We start from the raw sequence: 19,552 nt of genomic DNA, 5'->3' as shown, positions 1-19,552 counted from the left end.
AATTGCATTAGTGTTATATTTTGTATTAAGGCTTTCTTCCAATAAAAGAAAAACTTTCTCAGTGCCTACAGAATTTTATAAATCATAAGGACTAAATCTTAAATTTTTGTACTAATTCATTTAATTTCAATGCAAGTTCAGCCTGACTTTGAGAAGTTTCTGCAACTTGATTTAATCCCTCACTAGCTTCTTCAATTCCACCGCTTATGCTGTATGTGTTTTCAGATACACTCTGAGCACCAGCTGATACATCCTGAACAGCATTACTTAAATCGTTCATTGTATTATCAATTGCCTGTGCCATAGATGATATCTTGTCTGAAGTTGAACTTACAAAATTACTGTCCTCATAGTATCTGTCCCCTACTTTCTCCAAGTTCTGAAGTTCAGGTTTTATATCATCATTCACAAATGTCATAACATCACGGGCATTACTTGAAAGATTTTTAAATGCCATCTGTACCTTTTCAATTGTATTCTTTATGCTATCTACAGATTCTCCTACTTCTTCTGAAAGCTTTCTAACTTCCTCTGCTACAACAGAAAATCCTTTTCCAGCTTCTCCTGCCCTAGCAGCTTCAATTGCAGCATTTAATGCAAGTAAATTAGTTTGTTCTGATATACTAGCAATAGATTCTGCCATTTGTTTTACTTCATCTACAACTTTTCCATCTTCTATAGATTTTAGTATCTCTCTTTCTTTATTCTTATAAATGTCATCCACACGCTGCACAGATTTTCTTCCACTATTTTTTATTTCTACAGCTTTTTCTTTAGATGCATTTGAGTTATTGCTTTGATCTAATGTTTTATTTGATAATTCATCTATATTAGAATTAACTTCTTCTATAGATGCTGTCACCTCTTCAGATGATGAACTTGTTTTTTCAACTTGCTCTGCTATGTTTTTAGTTGATTCCGTTATATTCTCAAATTTTGAACTAAGCTCCTCAACTGTAGCTGAAAGTTCTTCACTTGAGGCACTTAAATCCTGAGAATTTTCCATAATTGTCCTTATAATATGCTGAACATTTTCCTGAGCTTTCATAAGGAAATTACTTGTATCTCCAAATTCATCTTTTCTATCAACTTTGAGTACAAAAGAGAAATCATAATTAGCCATTTTTTTAGCAGATTCGTTTATCTTTTTTAAGCATCCTTTAATATCCCTCGTTAAATTAATAGAAATTAAAACTGATATTATTAATCCTAATACTATCACAATAATTAATAGTTTAACAAAGTTTGAATATGCAGCCAAATTATCCTTATTGTCCTGTTTGGCTTCATTAAAATTACTATTTATAAGCCTATTTATCTGATTAAATAAATCCTCCCTAAGGTCATTATTTCCCTTATTCAATTTTACTGCTTTATCAAAATCATTTTGAGACACAGCCTCTACAGTTTTTTCAGATATGTCCATATAATTATCCTTAGTTTCTTTTGCTTTTTCCCAAGCGTTCTTACTAGAATCCTTCTGAGACAGGGCATCATATTTTTTAGCAAATGTACTAATTTCCTTCTCATCCTTTTGCATCTGACTCTTAGCCTCAGGTACCATTGATGCATCATTTTGATATACTAGCTTCAATAAGTCTGCCCTTACTTCTGTTAAATCCTGTTCCGTTTTAGTTAAATAATAAACTTTTTTCAAGTTTGAATTATACATTTTATTAGATCTAGCACTTATCTTTTCTAAGTTTATAATTGCCATCACACCAACTACCACAATTAGTGCCATCATGATCAAAAATGAAATGCATAACTTATTCCCAACTTTTAGATTTTTTACAATTTTCATGTGTTTCACCCCTTATTATACATTTTCAAGCATACCTATTATCGTTTTATTTTGCAGTTACTTTAATTTACACCTTAGCCCATTCTCAATACAACTTGACATAAAAATTGTATTAGTGTTATATTTTGTATTGAGACTTTCTTCTAATAAAGGTCTGAAAATTTAAAATATTAAAAGCTCAAATAAGTAAAGGTGTGATTAAAATGGCATTAAGGCAAATTAGACTTTTAGGTGATGATATCTTAAGAAAAAAAAGTAGAGATGTTGAAGTAGTAGATGATAAGATAAGACAAATTCTACAAGATATGTTAGATACTCTTCATAATACAGATAATGGAGCAGCAATAGCAGCACCTCAGATAGGAATACTTAAAAAACTTGTGGTAATAGATGCACATGATACTGTTTTAAAATTAGTAAATCCAAAGATTGTAAAAAAAGAAGGATCTCAAGAAGTGGTTGAAGGATGCCTCAGCATTCCAAATAAGTTTGGAAAATTAACGCGTCCTGAAAAAGTAACAGTAGAAGCATTAAATGAAAATGGTAAAAAAATAACCATAACTGGTACGGGCTTTCTTGCAAAATGTCTCTGCCACGAAATAGACCACTTGTATGGAATTTTGTTTATTGATTTCGTCACAGAATACGTAAAGTAAAAAAATATTAATAAATTTATGTCATTAAAATGAAGCCAAAGTATAACTTAATAGTTTAACTAGTTTTTCCATAACAGTATGATAAGACATTAAACAGTATGTTTTATCATACTGTTTTTTTATGGTTATCTAAAGTTATCTGTCATAATTATGTACTTAAAATGATAAGTTATCCCATAAAATTCTCCTCTATAATCATAATTAAAGGAGGATATCTTTGGTTTAAACCTGTAAATGAAAAATTTACTTGTGTAAAAACTAATTAACAACTGAAATTTTATCAGCTTGTCTTTGCAGAATTTCTGCAACTAATGAAGTTAAACATTAAATCAATTGAAAAACGTGCGCATAAATTGTAAAATATAATTATTAAAGAATAATATGTAAAAGGTGGAGTAAAAATGAAAAGAAAATTTATAGCTGGGCTAATAGCTGTTGCTTTAACAACAACATGTATTGGAATTAATAATAGTGTAAAAGCAAGTGCACCATCTAATATGGTCGGCGTAAGTTACTCAGGACATGTACAAAACATAGGTTGGCAAACTCCTGTAAGTGATGGACAAGAAGTAGGTACAGATGGTAAAGGTCTTAGGGTTGAGGCATTAAAATTAAATTTGACCAATGCACCTAAAGGAGCTTCTATAGAATATCAAGCACATGTTCAAAATATAGGCTGGCAGGACTGGAAACAAGATGGACAGGAAGCTGGCACAGATGGTAAAAGTTACAGAGTTGAAGCTTTAAAAATAAAACTTAAAAATATGCCAGGATACAGTGTAGAATATAAGGCTCATGTACAGAATGTCGGCTGGCAGGACTGGGTATCAGATGGACAAGAAGCCGGTACAGATGGTAAAAGTCTTAGAGTTGAAGCTTTGGAAATTAGGATTGTTAAAACATCCAATACAACTGTGGGCGTAAATTATTCAGGACACGTACAAAATATTGGATGGCAGAATGCGGTAGAGAATGGACAGATTGCTGGAACAGAAGGACAAGGCTTAAGGGTTGAAGCTTTGAAGCTTAATCTTGAAAATGCACCAGCAGATGCACATATAAAATATCAAACTCATGTTCAGAACATAGGTTGGCAGACTCCTGTAAGTGATGGACAAGAAGGTGGTACAGATGGCAAAGGTTACAGAGTTGAAGCTATAAAAATTGCACTTGAAGGTAAAGGTATGTCAGGATATTCAGTGCAGTATAGAGCACATGTACAAAATATAGGCTGGCAGAAATGGGTACGTGATGGTCAAGAAGCTGGTACAGACGGTAAAGGTCTTAGAGTTGAAGCTATTGAAGTAAGAATTGTCTGGACTGGACATGATGCTACCCCAGTTGATTTTATACCAGTAAATAATACTCCAGAACCAACACCAACAGATAATGGTGACCATGCAGTATTACCAACAGGTATTAACGGAGCCGGCTATGAATATAAGGGTACTCCTCTTAATAATTATACATTATCAAATGAAGTAAATGATGCTATTGGAAAAACTAAAAATCCTAGTACTACCTATGTAGATAGTGATGGAAAAACATATCCTAATTCAGAAGGTAAAACTGGAACGATATATGATATTGCAGCTTTATATAGTGACGGATACTCTACAGGTGAAATTACAGAGGAGAAAATGAAAAATAGTATAGTCGGTGATTATATAGATAACGGAAAAGGATTATATAAGATTAATGGATCTTATTATAAATTAGCAGGAATTTATAAAGAAAGTACTAAACTTGATAGTAATAATGTAGATAAACTTTCAACTGCAGCTAAAACCTTAAATACAAAATTTATAAGTAATGCAGATCCAGAACAAACATATGATAGAATATATGTTAATTATGAAGGAAACACAAATGAAATTGTTAGGGTTGTAGTATATTTTACACCAGCTAATTAGAGATAAAAATATATTTAAGAATCTAAAACTCATGGATATTAATTATCCGTGAGTTTTTTTATGACAGGAGGCACTAAAATGAAATTCAATAAGAAATTTAAAAAAATTACTGTTTCTATAATTAGTTTCTTAATACTAGTTGGAATAGTTACAACTAAAACTTATGCTAGTAATCCATTCATGCCATCACCAGAAATAGATGGATGGCAAAATAAGAATGCTCCTAATGTAAATGGTTCTGCTGTAGAACATAACGGACTTAGAATAAGAAATACTGTTTGGTGCAAGCCCGGAGATGTACTTGGAGTCACCGCATGGGGAAAAGTAAGATGGAAACAATCAGGTGATTGGGATAATACAATAAGCAATTCATATTTAACTTTAGATGGTACTGATAATTTTAGTAAATGGTATATCTATGGTAAAGAGCCGAGAAATCTAGATTCAAATAGAGCGGAATTGGTTGCTGATAACTCAACAGATGATGTGATCCCTGTAGATGCTGAAATAGGACATAGTTCAGCTAATGCATCAGATGGATGTTGGCACTGCGGCAATTTATTTTGGCTAAAATTTAATGATAATAATAATGATAGAACGTATTACCCGAGATGCAACTTTGTTACATTCAATGGTAATTGGCTAGCTGATGAACATAATGTATCTTCTTGGCCGCAGTCCATAGAAACTATCAAAACAGATGGAAAAGCTCCTATTGTTACTATTGATCCAATATGCCATAGCTGGACAAACCAAAGTATAAATATAGGTGTTAATATACTTGACAGCGGCTGTGGTGTACAGAAATACAGATATTCAATATGTAAAAATGGTATATGGCAGGATTATGACTGGATATATGCTAAGGATCACTCAGATTTAAGTAATGCTAAATTTGTTAAAAGTGCTAGTAATGCACCAGAACAAATATCTAGTTCAGAAAATAATATAAATAACAGCATTACCTTATCAGGACAGGGAATATATCAAGTTAAAGTTCAAGCTGTGGACAACTTAGGAAATACTTCTGATTGGCAAACAAGTCAAAACTATTGCATTGACACCACTCCACCTACAGGAATCTATACACATAAAAGTATATCAAGTAATTCCGCAACATTAAACTTTAAACCTTATGACGAAGGCGGTTCAGGTGTTTTGCTCTGGAGATATAGATTGTCTCAAGATAATGGTACAACCTGGGGAGACTGGAGTAATACCATAGATGGAGATGCTGCAAAAGATATATCATTAGAAAACAGTGGAAAATATAAAATCCAGTCCGAGATAACTGACAAAGCAGGTAATATGAGTGACATTTACAGTGAAACCTATAACCTTGAAGATTCTATCACAGTTAAAGCTTCTGTAGCTCCAAATCCAGCAAAACAGGGTCAGCAGATAACCTTTAACATAAACACTACTGGTAATGCAAAATATCTCACAATTTATATGCCAGTAGAAATAACTTCTGTGGATACTTCTGGCACTATCTTCCCTATAAACAAAACTATAAAAGAAGAACAAAATCACAGCGAAAAAATTCAATACGTAATTCCGCTGAAAGCTCAACAAAGCATGCGAAAAAATGACGGTAGAATAAGAGAACCTTATAAAGTAATTATAATTGCAAAAAAGCAGGATGGAAAAACTGCAAAAACCTCAGTGGATTTAGACATAAGCGGTAATGTACTAGATAGAATAAAAACAGAAATCATAGGTACCGGATATGATAAAGGGAAATAACATTGATTTGTAACATTAAAAAAATTCTATAAATCTAGGGTAAAAAAATCTTAAAATCCTAAGAGTTTTCAATAACTCACTAACGTTCAGACAAATTGAAAACTCTAAGTATTTTAAGATTTTTTTACCAAGATTTATAGGATTTTTTTAAATCGTTACTTCATCAATGTTATTTCCCTTTTGAAGAAAAGCAAGGAAAAAATTCCTCTGTTACTACGGAATTTTGGGCATAAAATTATTTAATCTTTAATTACAATTAATAACTTTAGTTTCTTAATTAAAAATCTTAAAATTCTATTACCTCACATTATTTATTAAATCTGTATATACATTATTAAACTAAACAAAATTAAACTTATAATATTATATATATGAAATTTTTTTATATACTCACCGCTCCTATCACAATTTTCATTACTGTATATTTTATATGAGATAAGACTTGCAAGTGATGCAATTATAGTTCCCATTCCACCAACATTCACCCCTAGAAGTACTTCCTTCCAGTTATTAGTGAAGCATGAAACAAGTATAGAACAAGGAACATTACTAATAACCTGACTGAGAACTATAGAAGATATATATGGCATATGCGGTATTTTCAGAAAGATTCTAAGTTGTGCCTGTACAAATTCAATATTTGATATATTCCCAATGAACACAAAAAATCCTACAAAAGTAGCTAATAAAAAATAATCTACTTCCTTTATAAGATGCCTGTCCAAAATAAAAACAAAAACTATCACTGTTGCAAAAGTATATACATAATTTATTAGGTTAAATACTGAAGCTGTTATGATTAAAAATAAAATCAAGTAAATACACGTTCTTTTTTTATCTTCAATATGCACTTTTTGAGTAGAAATTTTTATTCTCTTTCTTGGAGTCCTTCTATTCAAAATTAAAAGCCATAAAAATCCTAAAAGAACAAATGGCGTGGTTACAGAAAAAAACTCTATACCACTAAGCTTATAATGGGTAAATAAAAATAAATTTTGAGGATTGCCCATAGGCGTAAGGCTACTTCCTATATTAGCCGCAAGAGTTTGGATTATAATTGTCTTCATTGGATCTATTCTAGCACTTTTTAGTGTGAGAATCGCCAGAGGAACAAAGGTTAAAAGGGCCACATCATTAGTCACAACCATTGATGAAAAAAATGTTACAACTATAAAAACCAAAGAGACCACTCTTGTATTTTTGCACCTAGTTAAAATCTCCACTGCTATTTTGTCCATAACTCTTAGTTTTTCAAATGCTGCAACTATTATCATTAAATTAAATAGCAAAACAAGCACTTTGAAATTTATATAATCAAGCTTAGGTCTTACTACTAAAGAAGATGCAGCCGCTAAAATAACCGCAGCTGTAAATACCTTTTCCTTTGCCAATTTTTCTTTAATTGCATTTAAATAATTAGTTTTTATCATTGCTTAATTACCTTTATCATATTTAAATTTTTTTGCTTATAGTCATTATTACTATCTTTATTATAATAGATGACCTAATCAAAAACATACTGTTAACATTTTATTCTTAACATAAGGATATTTCAACCAAAATAATTCTTTTATAGAAAAAACTTTATGTTAGTTTATTAATCACCCTTTTATACTTTAAATTATATAGAGTATCACCTTATCTCTAAATATGTTTTCTATTTGATCTGTAAAAAACTCCTTCATATCTTGTAATTCCTCTTTACTATAAACAAACTTTCCGTACCCAAACTGTCCATATTTATATTTTCTCTCTTCATCTACCATTGGCAAAGTTGTTTCTGGAAATACCTCTAATATTATATTTTTTGCCCTGGTAGTGTACCTATGAGATATGATTTCAAAAGTTATAGGATATTCTAAATCCTCTGGAAGCTTGGAATTTAAATCTAAAAGCATTTCCTTGTAATCTTTCTTCCACCCTTCATACAAAAATACTGGTGCTATTATATACCCTATTCTGTACCCTGCTTTTGCTACCTTTACACTAGCTTCTATCCTCTTATTAATAGGAGCAGTTTTATTTTCGTATTCAGTTATAACTCTGTCAGTGTTTACGGTAAATCTTATTTCTGTATTGCCGTTATGCTTTGCACCTAGCAGTGTATCTACATCATTAAATTTTGTAACAAATCTAAATCTTCCTCTGTCACTATTTCCAAAAAACTCTATACTTTTCTTTAAAATATTAGTATATGGCTCAATAGGTACAGGATCTGAAGTAGCTGCACCTTCAAATATAGTCGTTTCTGGCAATCTCTCATCTATATATTTTTGAGCCGCATTTAGTATATCATCTATATTCACATTAACTTTTATATATGGCTTATCACCTAAATTGGTGTTTAAATAGCAATATTCACACTGTCCAATACATCCCGATACAAGTGGCAGCTGATAATGAGCTGAAGGCTTACAGGATTGAAATTTCAAACCCTTTTTCACTCCAACCACTAAAGTATTTTTGCCTTCTCTATAAAAGTCATATAAATTTTCACCTGGAATATGCTGCTTTACTTTATTTGATGATAAATTTACTATCTCAATATTTGGCTTACCATTAAACCTATTATATATATTTTGACCTATCTCATAATCTAGAGAATTTTTTTCAAATATTATTCTTTTAGGAATAAACATATTTTTTATTTTAGAGAGCTAACTTCTCTATTCCTCCTTAATTTTTACTTTTTCTAACTGGATTATATTTAGACTTATCCTTTTCAGATGGATCTATATATTCATAATCCCCTTTATCGTTTTTCTTTAAACCAAGTGATGCCATCTGTTTTTTAGTAACTTTTAATTTACTGCTCATAATTTACTCCTCCCTTCATAATCTCTATACTCCGCTATTTAATAGATGCTTCATAAATTTCCTTAATTGAACTTAGCAGCACTTCATTAAATTCTTCATCAGTTTGCTTTACGCTTAATCCCTGCAGTAGTGCTCTCGAAAAGCTGGCAATTAGTCCATGATTAAATGCTAACTTTTCATTTGCTTCACTCTGGCTGTACCCACCAGATAAGGCTACAACCCTTACAACATGTGAATCCTTCATTAAATCGCTATAAAAATTATCCTCCGACGGTATTGACAGTTTAAGCATAACTTTTGTTTTTTCATCAAGCTTTGATAACTGTTTTAAGATTTCAAGCTTCAAAAGCTTTTCTGATTCTTCTTTATCAATGCTGTGGATATCGACTTCAGGTTCAATAATTGGAATTAGTCCAGCCTGAAAAATCTGTCTTGCAACTTCAAATTGCTGCTCCACAACCATTTTAATTCCTTGAGAGCTAGCCTCTTTAATAACAGAACGCATTTTAGTTCCAAAAATATTTTTTTCTACAGCTTCCTTTAAAATATCTTTTAGATTAGTTATTGGCTTCATAAGCTGTACACCATTTTTAAGATCAGCTAATCCTTTATCAACTTTTAAAAATGGTACAATATTTTTCTTATTCCACAGATAATCAGCAGTGTATTCACCATCAATAGTACGATTCATTGTACCTTCAAACAGTATGGCACCCAAAATATACTTTGAACTAAAAGCAGTACTTTTTATAATACGTTTTCTCATTTCGTGTACTAAATAAAACATCTCTTTATCATTAGAATAACTACTCTGTGAAATTCCATACTGCATTAATGCCTTAGGTGTACTTCCTCCGCTTTGATCCAGCGCCGCAATAAATCCCTTGTCATTATGCATTCTTTGCATTTGCTTTTCATTCATTATGTCTAGCCTCCTCTTTATTCAAAACTCCAATTTAAATCATTCTAAATTATAATTTTCATTAATTAGTATGTATAAAAAAAACTACAGATATGCCTGTAGTTTTTTTTATATTTTTAAAATCTTAGCCCAATATAACTTTAACAGCATCCCTTTTAGCTTTATAATAATCCTTACCAGCTTGAGACATTTTATTATAGCTTCTTTCAAGTTTATTTTTCACAAATTCAGTACCATCGTCAATATTTAATTTTTTCTGAACAAATACTAAATAAAATAATGACGGCAAAGCATCATAATGAGAAATGGCATCAGCATCAGCAATACACCTTTCTTCTACAGTTTTCTTTTCTCTTAACACACTTCCACGATGATTTAATATGCATAACTTAACAAGCTCAATTTTATCTTCCGGATAGTCATATTTTTTCAGTATAGTTTCTGCCATAGCTGCTCCATGAATGTGATGTTTTTCATAAAGCTTATAATCCGTAATCGATGCTATATCATGAAGCCAGCCTGCTATTTCACAAACCTCAACATCCGCATTATATACCTTTGCAAGTTCAACAGCATTTTTTGCCACACTTTTAATATGTTCATAAATTCCATACCCGAAAGAATTATTGGGACTTTCACAGCGCCTCTTTATATCTTCTTTTATTTCATCAATCATACCCATTTATCTTACCTCATTTCAAATCAATAAATATCTATATAATTAAATATATCAAACATGTGTTCGTATATCAATAGTCATTTGAACATTTGTTCTGTTTTGGAGCTTTAAAAAAACCTACAACTGTCATATCAATCAGTTGTAGGCTTAAATAAAAAAACAATATGCCAATCTCTATTTGCAATTTTCAAATCCTTGATCTTTTAAAACAGGGCAAACCTTTGGATAATAATTATACTGATAAACACTCATTGTCTGTCTGCTCCAGTTTACTTCCTGAGTTCTTCCAATATCTTTAAGATAAGCAGCCATTTCTTTATCATACTCAATTATAGTATCTTTAATATTTTCATTGTTATATTTTTCATTATGTCTGTATGCGGCCTTTGGCATTCTAGGCTTTAGTTTAGAATTATCTGAAGGATATCCAGCTGCCACCCCTAAAATTGGGAATGTATATTTAGGTAATCCAAGAAGCTTTATAACTTCATCAGGATTTCTTCTAATTCCACCAATTGGAACAATTCCAAGTCCAAGTGATTCTGCTGCCGTCATAAGGTTTTGTGCGGATAGTCCTGCATCAACTGAAGCCACCATTATTGACTCAACACTTTCAGTTATCTTCATTGGCAGTCCAGTTATTTCTGAAGCAATTTTTATTTTATTGAAATCCGCTATAAATACAAAAAATACAGGAGCCGCAGCAACCCATGTTTGTCCTCCAGTAAGCTCTGCAAGTTTTTCTTTTGTCGCCTTATCTTTAATAACTATTAGACTTGTCTGCTGTCCGTTAATTGAGTTTGGTGCTGCCTGAGCTACATTAACAAGCTCATTTATTATTTCTTCGGATACCTCTTCGTTTGTATAATTTCTTATAGATCTATGATTTTTCATTGTATCAATTACTTTATTCATATATATCACTCCAATATAATATTATTTTTTAGTCAATTGCAAATGCTGCAACAATTAATATAACTAACATTTTGCTAATTATGTATATAACCCAAATGTATCATTGTATTTAAAATTAATTAATAATTGTTATCTGTCAATAATTATTATAATACAAAGCATATTTAAATTCAACATTTGATTTAAATAAACTCTTCAAATAAAAATCACAATATACTAAAATCGTATCTTCCTGTTATTTTCATTAAATATTGTTTCCAGCTAAAGAGGATTCATTCACACTTTATTCCGTTTTTTATCATATACTTAAATAAAAAAATAGCCGCAACTTATTTCTTATAATTAAAGTTGCAACTATATATTAATTATTTTATGTAATTTTAGTGCAGTTGCAATCACAAGCTTATTCATATACTTTCTCTAGTACAATTCCTTCCTTAAAACCTCCACGATCTTCTCTTTTCTGAGTTCTCTTTTTCATCAAATCCTCTTCGCTGTACCCCATGTTTTCTGCTAGTCCAAATAATACTTCCATAACATCTGCTAATTCCTCTAGATTCTTATCTTTTAGAAATTCATTTACTTCTTCTTTTAGTTTTGTCTCTAGTAACTTATAATGTTCGTCTTTATTGGCTTTTCTTATATCAAACTTCTTCCCTGAAGCCTCTATTATTTCCGGTATTTTATCACGAACCAATTTGTTGTAAACCTTCATTATTATCTCCCTCTTCTACGTATCTCTTCTAACAAGGTTATTAATCTGCTTGTTTCTATATATCAAGTCGTCCCTTTTAGTAAATCCGCATTTTTCCCAAAAGTGATTTCCAGTCTTATTGCGCGAAAACACCACAAGTGCAGCTTTATTAATGCCTTCTTCTTCTAACGCTGTAAAAGCGGCATTCATGAGAGCACTGCCTATACCTTGTTTTTGTTCAGATACTGCAACTGCTGTGTGATAAATATATCCTCTTCTCCCATCATGTCCACTAATTATAACGCCAACAATTCTGTTTTCCTTCACCGCTACGAAACATGTTTTAGGATTCCTTTTTAAGTATTTCTCCATGCCATCTCTTGAATCGTCAAGATCATTTAGTCCCATCCCTGGTGTGTTTATCCAGAGTTCATAAACTTTATCATAGTCATCAACAGTCATTGTTCTTATTTGCATTTTAACACCTTCCTTCAGGGTTTATGCTATAGCTTCAAAATACATTTATTCATATAAAATTCCCATACAAATTTAATTTTTATATTTCATAATTTCTTTTACAAATTTTCTTGGAGATTTTCTAAATATATTTAGTTCCAATTTTCTTTTAAGTATTCCTGAAGAATATACTTTTAGCAAGCCATCCGAAAAATATATATCCATATCAGCAAATGAAAAAACATTAATCTTGTTCTCTTTATCACTGCTTTCAGCAAAACATTTAACTTCTTTATTTAAATTCACAAGTTCAACCCAAAGTCTGAATTCATCAAAAGATTTTATGCAAAGTTCAGAAAGTGTCCTTGCATTTTTAAGTAAATATTCTGTGGTATACATATTTTTTCTAAATGGGAATCCTCCATTTTCAATTTTTCTTTCAAGCTTTTTTATAGGTTTAAGATTAAATTTAATATATAATTCATCATCATTCCCACTTTTAACAGGAATTTCTGTTATTTCTTTTCTCTTCATTATCTTATAACTTAACACATCTCCATAATATAAGATTCCAGAATCACCTTTAAACTTAGCTTTTGATTGATATATAGCAACTTGTTTAATTAAGTGTTTATCCAAATCTACATTTTTAAGAGGTATATGATAAAATTTATGTTCTATGATTTTTTTAAGTTGCTCCTTTGAACTTAAATTTCCAACAAGAATATTTCTATCTTTAAAATAATTATCCTTAATATAATATTCTCTTCCATATTGATCTAAATTTCTTTCGAAAGAAGAAAAATGAGATTCTTTTATGAGTTCATCTAAAAACATTTCCATAAGTTTTGTAGCACTTGGTAAAAATGGTATACCGCCTATATTAACCTTTTCAATGCTTTTATAAAAAGGATGCTTCATATATTCATCTTCATTACTATATGGAAATAAAACAAAAGCTCCTATTATACTTCTTTTAGGTTGTAATGAACTTCCTTCTTCATAAATAATTGCATCCCTATATTTATGCATTGTATTTATATCCTCTTCTTTAGGTCCATGTTTATACCTATCAAGCTTGTATTTTGCATCAAATATGTACTTGTATTGAGCTTTACTTCCGTTTTTATTTACAGAAAGAACATTATCAGGTTTTTGTCCAACTGTTTCAGATTTCATCTTAGAATTATAGAAAAGATCAAATTTTTCACCAGTATCTACATTTTCATATGTTACTTTTGATTCCTTACCTTTTTTAATCGAAACAAAAATTCCATTGTTATTTATTTTAATGGTATCATTAGAAATTAGCTTATACTTTTTTCTTAAGATTCCATTTAATTTTATAAAGCACCAATACTCGTATAGAAGTGGCAAATCCTTTATTTCTATTTTAAACAAATCACTTTTTAAAGTTAATCCTTTTTGGAGCATTAAATAATATTTATAAACTTCTCTATAACCTAAAGCCATTTTAAAAACCATAGAGGAAATTTCCGAATATCTGTATTCTCCAACGTTCTTTAAAAATGAAGAATTTAAAATATTTACTAATCCATTTATATATGTACTAAGCTCTTCTATGAAAATCTCATCCGTCTTTCTGCCAATTTGCATATACCTTTTTCTTAAAAACTTTAATTTAAAAATAATTTTTTCTATTATAAATTTTAAAAATCTATTTTCAATGGTATCCTCAGTAACTTTCTTATTTACGACAAGCGCCCTTATTGGAACTAATTTTTTATTCTTCTTTATAAAACTATCTGGTCTTTTCTCAAGCCATTTAGTAGTTTCTATTGTTTGATTTTTTATCTTATGAAAAGGAACCACGGAAGTTTCCTTTGTTAAATTATGATATGGATTTCTTATTATTATGTTAATCGCTTTTATTAATTTTCCATATATATATTGCAGTATACTGTAATATTCAGTTAATGTTGTATTTTTCTCATTATTTAATGTTCCTAATGAATAAGTTTTCTTAAGGAAATCAAAAGCTAAATTATAAATTTCTTCATTTATATCATTTAATATGTTTATATAGTCTTTTCTATAGTCAATTTTTGAAGGGAATATTTCTAATCTTACACATAAATTTTTTATACCATTCACTTTTACTTCTAAATTAGAATAACCTATTTCACCGCCGAAATTTATAATTCCACTTAAACTTCCACTTCTATTTTTAGTTATCTTATCTCTTATATATTGGCTTTCATTATAAAATTCTAAATTTTTGTTGTTACCTTTACTTTCTATAATTACTTCATAGTTTTCATATTCAAAAAAATATACCTTTTCATCACTATAATTTGATACCTTACCGGAACACGTAACTTCATATCCATTCCTATCAATATCACAATTATTCATTTCAAAATTTCTATTCTTACCCTTTATAGTAAAGTAAAGTTCATCTGTCTCTAATGAAATAAGATCCTCTTTATCAGTTCCAGAAGGTTGTGAAGCCATCATTATGAAACCTCCTGATCATTTGTAAAAGTTTTTCTAATGTTTTTTTATATTTAACTTCGCTCTTTATATAATTTTCCGCAGCTTTTATGCTTTCTTCATCCACATAATCACCTTTTAAAATATCGTCATTTTCATCAGTAAAATACTTAAAAAGTTCAACAAGTGTATTTTCAACTTCATTACTACTGCCTTGAATTCTAGGCAGTATCTTTTGCTTAACAGCATAATCGAAAGCTTTTTCCTCACCCATAATATCATCCTTAACAGCATTTACAACATAAAAACATATTTCATCTCTAATTCTATAGGCAATCTGCATATTAGATTTTTTAAGTATTTCATTTATTTTCTTAAGTTTATCAATAACATCTTTAACCTCTTTTTTATAATCTACACATTGCACTAACTTTAAAAAATTTGCCTTTAAAAATTTGTTGCTATAACATCTATCTTTTATTTTTACATTATAATCTTCAAAATTAAAGTCCAATTTAATGTTATCAAACTCTATAGTATTGGCTCTATCCAGAACCTTTTTACTGAACGGAAAAGTCGTCTCGTCCATATTAACAGTACCAACTATGTATAAATTTTCTGGAATGTATAAGTCACCATAAGTTTTTAAAGTTTCAGCATTTGATCCCAATAATTCTTTCCTAATAATTTTATCAGTTTTTATTTCTCCATCAATTAATTTTCTTGATTCAATTATTGAAAGCATATCACTAAAATAGTATTCCACTCTGGCAAGATTCATTTCGTCTAAGCATACAAAATAAGGTCTTTCTTTATTTTCTGAAGCCTCTTTTATTATATTTGTAAGTATTCCCGGCTGAAACTCACCTTCTATATTTCTATATCCTATTAATTCAGAAGAATCCGACCAATCTGGCTTTACAGGTACAAGAGTATATCCTTCATTTTCTTTATTTGCTCCAATAGAATTAGCGAAGCATTCAACGAAATTACTTTTTCCTGTGCCAGATATTCCATATAAAATTACAAATGGCTTTGATTTTAAACTAAGGTACATATCTTCAATTAACTCTCCGTCATAATAATAGCTTTTTGATGTTATATTTTCTTTTATGTATTCAAGCACATCCTTAGGTTTAAAATTATCCTCTAATTTCATAATTTCTCCTAACTGTTTTTCATCATAATATTTTTTTAACTTGTACTGAAGTATATCAAGCATCATATTCTTATCTTTTTCATCAAGTGTATTCCATAGTTCACTGTTAAAACTTAAGAATTCCTTATCTTTTTCTTTCGTTATATACATAAAATTTTTCCCATTGATTTTTTCGTATGGAGTTCCCCTCATAACCTTCTTAACAACTTCCAATGATAAAGTTTTTATTTGCTTTTGGATATCAGAATCTTCTGTTTCAGCCTTTACTCCTTTCTTATACCTATTAATATACATACTCATTATGTCAGTGCAAACATCATCAAATATGGCCTTTCCACCTTCATTAGCCACCTTTAAAAGTGAAATAAGAAGAACTAACTTGTATGATTTTTGATATTTAGGAACAAGATTTTCTTCCTTTGTTCCTATGTATTTAAAAAAATCTCTTTTAATATCTATTACCCTTCCTACACCTGATGCATTTTCCTCAACTGATTTTTGGTATTCTAATTCATCTTGAAATACATAATTTTCATCCTGTATTAATTTTACTCTTATAATATTAGGTTTGTCCGTTTTATAAAATTCAATATACTCCTGCGGCTTTGGTATATCTGGATTTTCATTATAGGTAAAAATGTATTTATGACTTTTAGGAAGAACTTTTGACAAGTAATCTTTCATTTCTTTTCTGAAATTTATTTGATATACGTTATCTCTTTTTACTTGATTAACCCTCCTAATTACAGCCTTAAAAGTATCATTTTTTATAATAATACTTATATTTTCACTTTGTCCTTTTTCAAATTCTTTAGCTTGAGTTATTGACATAAACTTTTCTACTAATCCATTGGGTATAGTCGTCCCATCTTTAAATATTGATTTGTCAATTGATTTTTTCCCTAGTATATTTTCTTCATTTGTATCTATCCAACTTCCAACTTTACTTTCCATATTATCACCTGATTAATAAATTAATTAAGTTTAACTTCTAATTTTTGAGTTTATTATATTTCTCCATTCATTAATAGCAATCCTGCTAAAACCTTGTCTTCTATAATTCCTATTGGCCATCCCATTTTATCTTTAATTTTTTTTATATAATTCATCAAACTTTCAGAACACCTTTTCGCAGTAACAAAAACCACAACACAATTACTGAATTCAGCATATGGTTTTATTATTTGATATGCAACATTTATCGGCACAGAATTTTGTAGTATCTCAACACCTGATTTGAATGGCATACATAAATATATTTTTTTACCATGATAAATAATTGGTACTTCCATATCTGAAATTTCAAAAACACCATGAGGTTTTGACGCTTCCCTGTCAAGAATCCTTTTGCTTACACCTTTAATTGTATGTGAAAATCTTGCACGAAGCTCACAGTCTTTTAACAATTTTAATTTATCAATATCACTTTGTTTGACACTATTAACATTGATTTTTTCAATATTAAAAACATGATTTAAAAAATCTTCTATATCTATCTTGTCATATATTTCAATCATACCAAGTTCAAACTTATAATTATCATTTTCTTCAAAATGATAATTATAATCAGACAACGATCTTAAAAATAATATCTTATCTAAAATATTCATATTCTCTAATTCATCAACCAATCTACTGTATTGGATCTTAAAATATTCCTTAAAGTACTGTTTATTTATTTTGAATAAACTTGTCAATATTCTAAGTACCGAACGTATTCTTTCGAACCTTACTTCTTCTAAATTAATAACAACATCATACGTTTTTCCTTTAATATTGAAACAATACTTTAACTGATTTTCAATAAAATAGCTTAATTGATTATTATTATGTATGATTTTTTTTACTTTATCATTATTTAAAAATTTGTTGAGTATCTTATTTAAACTATCTATTAATGGTAATATTTGATCTCTAAATTTGCTTTTTCCCGCTTTATAATAAAGTATTAATGTCTGAATCATATTACCAATACAATAAAGTGAAGGTATATAATATTCTTCTATTTCCTTATTAATAACATATGTAAATGCCCAAGTACAATTTTCTATTGTCGAAAAAAATGAACTATCAATAGAAGATCCAAGATCACTATTCCCTTTCATTATTGATTTTATATTAATTAACATTGCCATAATATCTAAATTTATCTTTTTAAACTGGTTTTGTATTTCTTTAATATCTCCACCCTTTACAACGGAATAAGCATAACTAAAACTGGAACAATAAAAAAGTGATTCTTCTTTATAAACAGCATTATAAATTTTAGCTAAATCTCTTTTTAATATTACTATCTCATGTGGTACAATGAATTCATTTTTCAATAAAGAATCTATTGCTAAATAACATTCAGCCAACATGGATCTAATATACATATTTAAATTTTCTTCATTGGCATATTTATTTACATAATTATGAACTGAATTTGATAATAATTTGAATATATATTTATTTTCTTCTCTCATACAATATTTCTCCCCTTTCCATAACATTACTAAAATATTTACTTCTTATATCAATTAATTCATTAAATTCTTTTATTGTTAAACATATTAAATCAAGTTTTTTCTTTGATCTAATGTATTTTTTAACAACATTTAATCTCTTATAATCATACATACTTTCGAAATCATCTGAAACTACTACTAAATCAATATCATTTGAATTCATAGTCTTTCTTCCATAATAAATAATCTTGTTAATTTCCATAATATTAATTAAATCAGTAAATTCTATTTTCACTTACTCTTCATCCTTTAAATCTCTTGTAAATATTATAATTTAAATTATCAAAACCTAATTTTAAGATTTTTAACATTATAATATAATGTATATTTCACACATAGCATTACTTATAATTGTATCATTGAAAAATCAAAGCAATTATTCTATAAATACTGTATTACACTTTATCCCTTAATCATTACCTCAACAACACCAATTACCTTCTCTTCATTATTTTTAGAATTCATATGCATTGAAAGTACTGTTACTATATTATTATAAAACAATAAAACGCAGTCCATTTTCTAAGTAAAAGTATCAATATTGCTTTCATTTATCTTTATTTCTCAATGAAAATCAGAATTGTCTTTTAATCTTTATTTTAATTTATTTTCATTTAAATAATTTTCCATTATCTCTATTTTATATTTTACTACAAAACCATACCAATATCCCATATTTTTCGCCTATTTACCCATAAAATCTCAATAAGTAGAAATTATACCTAGATCCGTTTATTTTTTGCACCCTACAAAAACAAAATCGCCAACACATATCCACAGTACCAGCGATTTTATCAACACTTATTTAATTTTCTTGTGCATAATTTTTC

The 19,552-nt window shown here is 29.2% G+C and carries 16 protein-coding genes; 3 read left to right on the top strand and 13 right to left on the bottom strand.

Annotated features, from left to right (window positions below):
• Positions 1 to 91: 91 nt before the first annotated feature.
• Positions 92 to 1,804, bottom strand: a complete 1,713-nt coding sequence (locus BEE63_RS14730) for a methyl-accepting chemotaxis protein (RefSeq protein WP_066022113.1) — start codon at positions 1,802 to 1,804, stop codon at positions 92 to 94.
• Between the two features lie 203 nt (positions 1,805 to 2,007).
• Between BEE63_RS14730 and def the strand changes: the two genes are divergently transcribed.
• The 3 genes from def (at position 2,008) to BEE63_RS14715 (ending at position 6,119) form a co-directional block, all read left to right on the top strand.
• The gene (def, locus tag BEE63_RS14725; protein WP_066022112.1) at positions 2,008 to 2,460 is read left to right on the top strand and encodes a peptide deformylase; all 453 of its coding nucleotides are present in this window, start codon (positions 2,008 to 2,010) and stop codon (positions 2,458 to 2,460) included.
• A gap of 401 nt (positions 2,461 to 2,861) precedes the next feature.
• Complete coding sequence (locus BEE63_RS22460) at positions 2,862 to 4,373, top strand: Ig domain-containing protein (RefSeq protein WP_066022111.1); 1,512 nt, start codon at positions 2,862 to 2,864, stop codon at positions 4,371 to 4,373.
• Positions 4,374 to 4,451: 78 nt separating this feature from the next.
• Entirely contained in the window at positions 4,452 to 6,119 is a 1,668-nt protein-coding gene (locus BEE63_RS14715; protein ID WP_066022110.1) for a hypothetical protein, read from the top strand.
• 314 nt (positions 6,120 to 6,433) lie between these two features.
• Here BEE63_RS14715 and BEE63_RS14710 read toward each other — a convergent pair whose 3' ends face one another.
• From BEE63_RS14710 to BEE63_RS14660, 12 genes are all read right to left on the bottom strand, one after another.
• Positions 6,434 to 7,549, bottom strand: a complete 1,116-nt coding sequence (locus tag BEE63_RS14710) for an SLC13 family permease (RefSeq protein ID WP_066022109.1) — start codon at positions 7,547 to 7,549, stop codon at positions 6,434 to 6,436.
• Between the two features lie 186 nt (positions 7,550 to 7,735).
• Entirely contained in the window at positions 7,736 to 8,758 is a 1,023-nt protein-coding gene (gene splB, locus BEE63_RS14705; RefSeq protein WP_066022108.1) for a spore photoproduct lyase, read from the bottom strand.
• Between the two features lie 37 nt (positions 8,759 to 8,795).
• Positions 8,796 to 8,936: a hypothetical protein gene (locus tag BEE63_RS21755; RefSeq protein WP_175400852.1), complete on the bottom strand. Its 141-nt coding sequence runs from the start codon at positions 8,934 to 8,936 to the stop codon at positions 8,796 to 8,798.
• Between the two features lie 34 nt (positions 8,937 to 8,970).
• Positions 8,971 to 9,858, bottom strand: a complete 888-nt coding sequence (locus BEE63_RS14700; protein ID WP_066022107.1) for a fructose bisphosphate aldolase — start codon at positions 9,856 to 9,858, stop codon at positions 8,971 to 8,973.
• Positions 9,859 to 9,982: 124 nt separating this feature from the next.
• Positions 9,983 to 10,540 carry an HD domain-containing protein gene (locus BEE63_RS14695; RefSeq protein WP_175400851.1) on the bottom strand — a complete coding sequence of 186 codons (558 nt, stop codon included), beginning with the start codon at positions 10,538 to 10,540 and terminating at the stop codon, positions 9,983 to 9,985.
• 171 nt (positions 10,541 to 10,711) lie between these two features.
• Positions 10,712 to 11,452, bottom strand: coding sequence for an NADPH-dependent oxidoreductase (locus BEE63_RS14690; protein ID WP_066022106.1), 741 nt, complete (start codon positions 11,450 to 11,452; stop codon positions 10,712 to 10,714).
• A 403-nt stretch (positions 11,453 to 11,855) separates the two neighbouring features.
• Positions 11,856 to 12,167: a nucleoside triphosphate pyrophosphohydrolase gene (locus BEE63_RS14685; RefSeq protein ID WP_066022105.1), complete on the bottom strand. Its 312-nt coding sequence runs from the start codon at positions 12,165 to 12,167 to the stop codon at positions 11,856 to 11,858.
• A 15-nt stretch (positions 12,168 to 12,182) separates the two neighbouring features.
• Positions 12,183 to 12,623 carry a GNAT family N-acetyltransferase gene (locus BEE63_RS14680; protein WP_066022104.1) on the bottom strand — a complete coding sequence of 147 codons (441 nt, stop codon included), beginning with the start codon at positions 12,621 to 12,623 and terminating at the stop codon, positions 12,183 to 12,185.
• A 72-nt stretch (positions 12,624 to 12,695) separates the two neighbouring features.
• Entirely contained in the window at positions 12,696 to 15,080 is a 2,385-nt protein-coding gene (locus tag BEE63_RS14675) for a DUF2357 domain-containing protein (RefSeq protein WP_081312560.1), read from the bottom strand.
• Positions 15,052 to 17,169, bottom strand: coding sequence for an McrB family protein (locus BEE63_RS14670; RefSeq protein ID WP_066022103.1), 2,118 nt, complete (start codon positions 17,167 to 17,169; stop codon positions 15,052 to 15,054). The genes BEE63_RS14675 and BEE63_RS14670 overlap by 29 nt, the downstream gene beginning before the upstream one ends.
• A 53-nt stretch (positions 17,170 to 17,222) precedes the next feature.
• Positions 17,223 to 18,680 carry a hypothetical protein gene (locus tag BEE63_RS14665; RefSeq protein ID WP_066022102.1) on the bottom strand — a complete coding sequence of 486 codons (1,458 nt, stop codon included), beginning with the start codon at positions 18,678 to 18,680 and terminating at the stop codon, positions 17,223 to 17,225.
• Positions 18,664 to 18,957: a hypothetical protein gene (locus BEE63_RS14660; protein WP_066022101.1), complete on the bottom strand. Its 294-nt coding sequence runs from the start codon at positions 18,955 to 18,957 to the stop codon at positions 18,664 to 18,666. Before BEE63_RS14660 ends, BEE63_RS14665 begins: the two co-directional genes overlap by 17 nt.
• Positions 18,958 to 19,552: the final 595 nt, after the last annotated feature.

Origin of the sequence: Clostridium pasteurianum, from assembly GCF_001705235.1 — a bacterium.
GTDB lineage: Bacteria > Bacillota > Clostridia > Clostridiales > Clostridiaceae > Clostridium_S > Clostridium_S pasteurianum_A.
Note: the sequence above shows the minus strand (reverse complement) of the source record. Positions and strands in the feature narration are given on the sequence as shown.

What these genes read in the sequence shown, in the direction of transcription:
- BEE63_RS14730 (WP_066022113.1), bottom strand. Translation starts at nt 1,804, where the DNA reads ATGAAAATTGTAAAAAATCTAAAAGTTGGGAATAAGTTATGCATTTCA.
- def (WP_066022112.1), top strand. Translation starts at nt 2,008, where the DNA reads ATGGCATTAAGGCAAATTAGACTTTTAGGTGATGATATCTTAAGAAAA.
- BEE63_RS22460 (WP_066022111.1), top strand. Translation starts at nt 2,862, where the DNA reads ATGAAAAGAAAATTTATAGCTGGGCTAATAGCTGTTGCTTTAACAACA.
- BEE63_RS14715 (WP_066022110.1), top strand. Translation starts at nt 4,452, where the DNA reads ATGAAATTCAATAAGAAATTTAAAAAAATTACTGTTTCTATAATTAGT.
- BEE63_RS14710 (WP_066022109.1), bottom strand. Translation starts at nt 7,549, where the DNA reads ATGATAAAAACTAATTATTTAAATGCAATTAAAGAAAAATTGGCAAAG.
- splB (WP_066022108.1), bottom strand. Translation starts at nt 8,758, where the DNA reads ATGTTTATTCCTAAAAGAATAATATTTGAAAAAAATTCTCTAGATTAT.
- BEE63_RS21755 (WP_175400852.1), bottom strand. Translation starts at nt 8,936, where the DNA reads ATGAGCAGTAAATTAAAAGTTACTAAAAAACAGATGGCATCACTTGGT.
- BEE63_RS14700 (WP_066022107.1), bottom strand. Translation starts at nt 9,858, where the DNA reads ATGAATGAAAAGCAAATGCAAAGAATGCATAATGACAAGGGATTTATT.
- BEE63_RS14695 (WP_175400851.1), bottom strand. Translation starts at nt 10,540, where the DNA reads ATGGGTATGATTGATGAAATAAAAGAAGATATAAAGAGGCGCTGTGAA.
- BEE63_RS14690 (WP_066022106.1), bottom strand. Translation starts at nt 11,452, where the DNA reads ATGAATAAAGTAATTGATACAATGAAAAATCATAGATCTATAAGAAAT.
- BEE63_RS14685 (WP_066022105.1), bottom strand. Translation starts at nt 12,167, where the DNA reads ATGAAGGTTTACAACAAATTGGTTCGTGATAAAATACCGGAAATAATA.
- BEE63_RS14680 (WP_066022104.1), bottom strand. Translation starts at nt 12,623, where the DNA reads ATGCAAATAAGAACAATGACTGTTGATGACTATGATAAAGTTTATGAA.
- BEE63_RS14675 (WP_081312560.1), bottom strand. Translation starts at nt 15,080, where the DNA reads ATGATGGCTTCACAACCTTCTGGAACTGATAAAGAGGATCTTATTTCA.
- BEE63_RS14670 (WP_066022103.1), bottom strand. Translation starts at nt 17,169, where the DNA reads ATGGAAAGTAAAGTTGGAAGTTGGATAGATACAAATGAAGAAAATATA.
- BEE63_RS14665 (WP_066022102.1), bottom strand. Translation starts at nt 18,680, where the DNA reads ATGAGAGAAGAAAATAAATATATATTCAAATTATTATCAAATTCAGTT.